Below are 6,480 nucleotides of genomic sequence, written 5' to 3' on the forward strand. Positions count from 1 at the left end.
CAAATGTATCCAACATCGTAATTTCTAATAATATGATATATGGGATTAATACGATCAATTATAGTACTTCAAGCACAACTTATAATCCATTTGGTATTAGAATTACTGGTGGTACAGGACACAAATTATACTATAACAGTGTTCACCTATATGGTTCACAGTTCGCCTCAGGTACTGTCGGAACACTTTCAGCAGCATTACTAATAATCTCCAGCACAGCTACGGGCATGGATATCAGAGATAACATTTTTAGTAATGGAATTGAAGGATTAGCAGGATCAAGTTCCTATGCCGTATATGGTGTAACTGGAGTAACTTTTGGAACCATTAACTTTAACGATTATTATGGCTTTGGAACTTATGGTAAGCTCGGCTTTTTAGGTAGTGAAAAACTGACGCTTGCAGATTGGCAGGCAGCAACACTCCAAGATTCAAACAGCGTTGCCGGTGATCCAAAATTTGTAAGCGATACTGATCTGCATATTTTAACTACTGCAACTTCACCAGTAAATAATGCAGGTACTCCAATTGCCGGAATAACAGAGGACTTTGATGGTAACACCAGAAGTCTTACAACCCCAGACATCGGTGCTGATGAATACACTTATATTCCACCGTCCGTCGTCGATCCTACAGGTGTTTCTGCAACGGCAATAAATGCAACACAAATTAACATTGCTTTCACAGCTAATGTCAATAATGACAGTGTTATAGTTGTGTGGAATAATACAGGAACATTTACTACGCCTACTGGTGCACCTCCAGCAGTTGGAGATTCACTCGCAGGAGGTAAATTACTTTATAATGGTACAGTCTCTCCTCAAAGTCATGCTGGATTAACGCCTATAACACAGTATTATTATAAATTATTTTCATATAACGGCACAAGTTATTCACCTGGAGTTACTGCAACAGCAACAACTCCCTGCCCAGTTTACACACTCCCATTCAGTGAATCTGTTAATGGTGCAACGTTCCCAAGCTGTTGGTCACAAACATCCACACTGACAGGTACACGCTGGACTGTCTCTGCAACCAATAATGCTGGCGGGACAGCCAATGAGTTTAAAGGTACATATGTTAATGGTACAGGATTAACAAGATTAATTACGCCAGCGTTAAATACAACTGGTGTAACTGCCCTAACAGTTAATTTCAAACACTTCTTTGATGATTATGCTGCAGGTATTAATTACAAAGTACAGTCAAGTGTTGATGGTGTGACTTGGACAGATGAAACCTGGGGTGGTGCTTCTGGTGGAGGAAATGTTGGACCAGCTGATGTTTCATTTGATGTAACCAATAATTTAGGTACCACGACTTATATCGCCTGGGTATTGGATGGCAATCATTTTCAATTCGATTATTGGTATTTAGATAATATAGAAATCATCAAAAAACCGGCAATTGATTTAGCATTAACTCAATTGTATCAATTTACCGGCTTACCGACACCTCGAATAAATGAGCATTTCACGGACTATACAGTATCGTTAAGTAATAAAACTTCTAAGAATGGTGAGGATATTGCAACCTTGGCGGCCGGTCTATCAGGCACTAAAGCTTCTGATGCAAATTTAACTGGTACAATAGTAGACAGTAAAAATTCTCTGTTAAATAATTTACTTTCAAACATTACCGTTAAAGCACAGATTTCAAATCTTGGATTGAATGCCGCGACGTACAATTTGAATTGGGATGTTGATGGTGTATCGCAAACACCATACAATGGCCCAAGTGTAAGTCCAGCAGGTAAAGATACCGCAGTGCTTACATTCACACCAACGGTGCGAGGAACTTTCTTTACAAATGGAGCGATAGTGGTCACTGGGGATGAAGTCGCTGGAAATAATTCAAAACAGTTCCGTATGCGTGTGTATCCAGATGTATTCTCCAGAAAAATCTATGACAGAGGCGATAATACTGTTGATACCTATGTTGGCTGGGGTGATACAACAAAACCAATGAAAGCAGGAGTAAGATTTACTGCGGACTCAACTGTCAGGCTCGCTGGTGTTGATTTTATTTATCGAACAGAAACTGTTTCAACCGGTAATTTCAGCGTTCAGGTCAGAGCTGCTGGCGGCACCACAACCGCACCTGGCGCAGTTCTTTACGAGAAACATTTTAACACACCTGTTTATTTCCCAACTGGAAATACCGGTGCGTATATTCACTTTGCGTTTGATAGTAATGCTCCAATCATTACTGCTGGTTCCGATTATTGGATTACAATTAAAGCCCCATTAGGTATTCAATATCCAGGTGCTGTTCAAAACACGGGATTCACAGCCGGCAGGAGTTTCTATGAAGGGAATCCAGACACTACTACTTGGACTCCACTTGTAATCACGACAGAAAGAGCCTGGATTATGAGGTCTGTGACTATACCGTATTCAGCACCAGAATTATCAGGCGATTACATTATTCCTAAAGGTGCTAACCCTAAAGGTTTCCCATCTTTGGCAGCAGCAATTGATTCGTTGAATAAAGCCGGACTGACTGGTACAGTGAGATTTTTAATCGATGCTAATCTGAATGAAACTGGCGCCAATGTGAGAATATATCGACCAGATCTATCTGCTGCTAACAATTTGATCATAAAACCGAATACAGGTAAAACTCCAACAGTTACATTTACTGGTTGTTCAACATCGGGAGAAGCTGCTTATTCTGGATTCACAATTGATTCATCAGGATTCATAACAATCGATGGCTCAAATACTGCAAGTGGTACATCAAGAGACATGACCTTTGCAATGGCTGACTCAGTTAATGGAAGAATTGTAATTCAACTATATGAGAATACTGATAACATCACAATTAAAAATCTTAATATATCGTATACAGCAACTCCAGCTTCCTCGACCTCATCCAGAGGAATTTATGCTAATGGATTAATAGGCGGAGTCGCAGATTCTGTGATCATCCAAAATTGTAAAATCGGAGACGGAATTCAAAATCCAAATTACGCTGTATCAATCACCGGGTATTCAACTGGCACTCTCTATGCTTCTAAAATATACATCCGTAATAACCTCTTATATGGAAGAATGCGAACTGTTTATTTCTACTATGGAGGTAAAACTGGAACAACATCTGAAATCAGCGGCAATGAATTAATTACAAATATTGCTCCTCCTGACGCTAATGTTTTGTGGGGAATTTTATTCAACACATATGGCGGTACGTTCAATATATTTAACAATAAAATTCAAACCTTGAAAATGGCTTCTACTGGTACTCAAGGCATTTATGGATTCGGTACCTTAACTGGACAAACTGGAACAGTATTAAACATTTACAACAATTTCATTGGCGGAGATGTTGATCATACAGGCACCGGCGCTACTGCTAGTATTGATATGATTTCATTCCAAGACTTAGCAACTGGAACAGCAAATATTTATCATAATACTATTGTACTCAACAGTTTGACCAAAACTGCAACAGGAAGAATGACTGCGATCAGATTAGCCGGTACTTGGAACAAATATGTTAAGAATAACATATTTGTCAATAATAAATCTGGTTCTGCCATTGCATACTGTATTTTGATGGGAGACACAACAGGAATTATCGATTTTAATAATAATGCCTACTATGTAGCCGATACCGCAAACGCAAATATCGGATACTGGAAAAGTGCAAACAAAACTTTAGCAAACTGGCAAGCTGCTTCACAGCAAGATGCTTTATCATTCGTCGAGAATCCTGTATTTACTTCCTCAACCAATTTCCATATTCCAAATGGTACAACTACATTCCTCGAATCCGGCGGAACACCAATAGCATGGATAACTACTGATATCGATGGTCAAGTAAGAAATTCAACTACACCTGATATCGGTGCTGATGAATTCGCTGGAATCAGACCAGGTGTTGTGGTGCCTGATACTGCAACTTTCACACTTAGCAGACTATGGAATATCATCGCAGTACCTCTAACTGCTGAAAATATGTCTAAAACTTCCCTATTCCCAACTGCAACTTCGAATGCATTCTGGTATCAGCCGGGATCAGGTTATGTTACGCAGGATACTCTTGCGATGGGAAAAGGCTATTGGTTAAAATTTGATAGTGCGAAAACTCATACTATTCTTGGTACTACATCAACTTCTAAAACATTTGACGTTAGTACTGGATGGAATTTAATTGGTGGACTTAATGCCAACGTTCCGACTACAAACGTTACCACCAATCCTCCAGGACTTGTAAGCTCATCATTCTTTGGCTACAGCGGTGCGTATTATGCCTCAACAGTTCTTGACAGAGGAAGAGGATATTGGGTAAAAACTTCTGGTGCCGGAACGATGACTGTTTCTCTTACTACTGCTAAAGATGCACCTGAGCAAGATATGTTTGTTGAGACTATCGAACCAAGCTGGAAGGTCATCAACATTGCAGATGCATTTGGAAGAGAAATGAATCTGTATATGGCAAATAAGGTCGATGAAAATAAATTTGAATTACCACCAGTTCCACCAATCGGAATATTTGATGCAAGATTCCAAACTCAACGATATGTTGAATCTGATGGAATTGCTCAGAGGATCGACCTGAATTCTGCGGTTTATCCGGTTTCTATCACCTTGCGTAATAGTGAAAAAGGATTCTACAGAATTAAGGATGCTTACAATGGAAGCTTATTGAATATAGTTGTAAAGGATGGGCAGCCAATTACCATCACAAATCCAGCTATCAGTTCGATAACGATTGAAGGGACAACAGTTCCGACTCAATTCCAATTGATGCAGAACTATCCGAACCCATTCAATCCGACAACGTTGATCCGCTATGCATTAGCTGAACAAGTTGAAGTTAAGCTGGTGGTTTATAATGCTGTTGGCGAAAGAGTGAAAGTTCTTGTACAAAACGAACAAGAACCTGGATATTATGCTGTTGAATTGAACGGTGCTGATCTTGCAAGTGGAATTTACTTTGTGAGATTAGAAACCCCGAAATTTACGAAGACTATTAAAGCAATGCTGCTTAAATAAGATTCGTGAACATCATTGTAAAAAGGGCTGCCATTTGGCAGCCCTTTTTTGTTTAAATAATTAATTACACTTTAATAAATATTTTTTTCTTGTAAAGAATAAGCATCAAAAGATACCAAAGAAGAATATATGATAATGCAAAAAATAAGGATGAATTAATAGGCGTAGATATTCCTGAAAAAATATTTGCAAAAATATAACCTTTCAGTGAGATTTCGTTTCCATCAGCTCCAGTAAATTTTATTATGCCCATCAACTTTGCGACTAAACTTGAAAGGAAGAACGATGCAATTGCATTCATTCCATAAACTAAGAATGGCTGCGTCCACCACTTAATGTTTTTAATCTCGATTAGATAGAAACAAACTCCAAGAAACAGTAAAGCCATTCCCCCCATAAAGATTACATAGGAACTTGTCCAAATATATTTATTAATCGGGAACCACATATCCCATATTACACCAACCACTAATAGGAAACTTCCTGCAACAAACATTCCTGAGACAGTTTCAAAATGCGATTTTTCTTTCTGGATCCATCTTCCGGTGAAAATGCCTATCATGGTTGTTACTACTGCCGGAAAAGTGCTCAATATTCCTTCGGGATCCCATGTGGCTTTCCAAGTATGACCATGTAATAAAGTATTATCAATATATGCCGCAAGATTTCCTTCTGTAGAAAGATTATTCATTCCATATCCCGGGACAGGAATTAAAGCCATAGCTGCCCAATATAAAAGTAAAAGTGCCAAAGAAATATAGACCTGCCATTTGAAATCCGAGTATAGATAGATAAAGGAAGCGAGTAAATATACAACCGCAATCCGCTGAAGGACTCCGGGGAGTCTAACAGTCGTAAAATTGAAATATGGAAATAGATGAAGAAATAATCCGAGCCCAAAAATTATATAAGACCTTTGAAATGCGTGCATGAATAATTTTTTACGATCATCTCCCTTCCCCATTCTTTTCTGGAATGAAAGCGTCATCGAGACTCCAACGATGAATAAGAAAAATGGAAAGATGAAGTCAGTTGGAGTCCAACCATGCCAAGCTGCATGCCGAAGAGCTGGATAAACATCGCTCCATGTTCCAGGATTGTTGACTAAAATCATACCGACTATTGTTATACCGCGGAATACGTCGAGAGAGATTAATCTTTTTGTAGCTTGTACATTTGAATTCATATATTCCTCTAAATTATTGGTGCAAAGTTACATCAGATATGAATTATATGAAAATTAAATTATCCTTTCTGTCTTTGAAAACGGATTGAATTTTTTTAACTTTGCACTGCTTCAATGAGCATGGGCGCTTAGCTCAGCTGGTCTAGAGCGCCGCCCTTACAAGGCGGAGGTCGAAGGTTCGAACCCCTCAGCGCCCACTTATCAACTCGAATCACATTATGTTTTATACTTATATTATCTTCAGTGAGAAGTTAAACAAATACTATGTAGGACATACAGACAACATCTTACGAC

Annotated in this window: 2 protein-coding genes and 1 tRNA gene; 2 read left to right on the forward strand and 1 reads right to left on the reverse strand. The window is 38.8% G+C overall.

From position 1 onward, the window contains the following. A partial coding sequence (locus FJ213_12350; protein MBM4176944.1) for a T9SS type A sorting domain-containing protein occupies positions 1–5,000 on the forward strand: 5,000 nt, incomplete at its 5' end. A 64-nt stretch (positions 5,001–5,064) separates the two neighbouring features. Here the strand turns inward: FJ213_12350 and FJ213_12355 are convergent. Beyond that, on the reverse strand, positions 5,065–6,186 hold the full coding sequence (locus FJ213_12355; protein ID MBM4176945.1) for a DUF5009 domain-containing protein: 1,122 nt from the start codon (positions 6,184–6,186) through the stop codon (positions 5,065–5,067). A gap of 122 nt (positions 6,187–6,308) precedes the next feature. On the opposite strand from FJ213_12355, the gene FJ213_12360 reads away from it, so the two are divergent. After that, a tRNA-Val gene (locus tag FJ213_12360) sits at positions 6,309–6,383 on the forward strand. Positions 6,384–6,480: the final 97 nt, after the last annotated feature.

The organism is Ignavibacteria bacterium (assembly GCA_016873845.1).
In the GTDB taxonomy this organism is placed as follows: Bacteria; Bacteroidota; Ignavibacteria; order Ch128b; family Ch128b; genus JAHJVF01.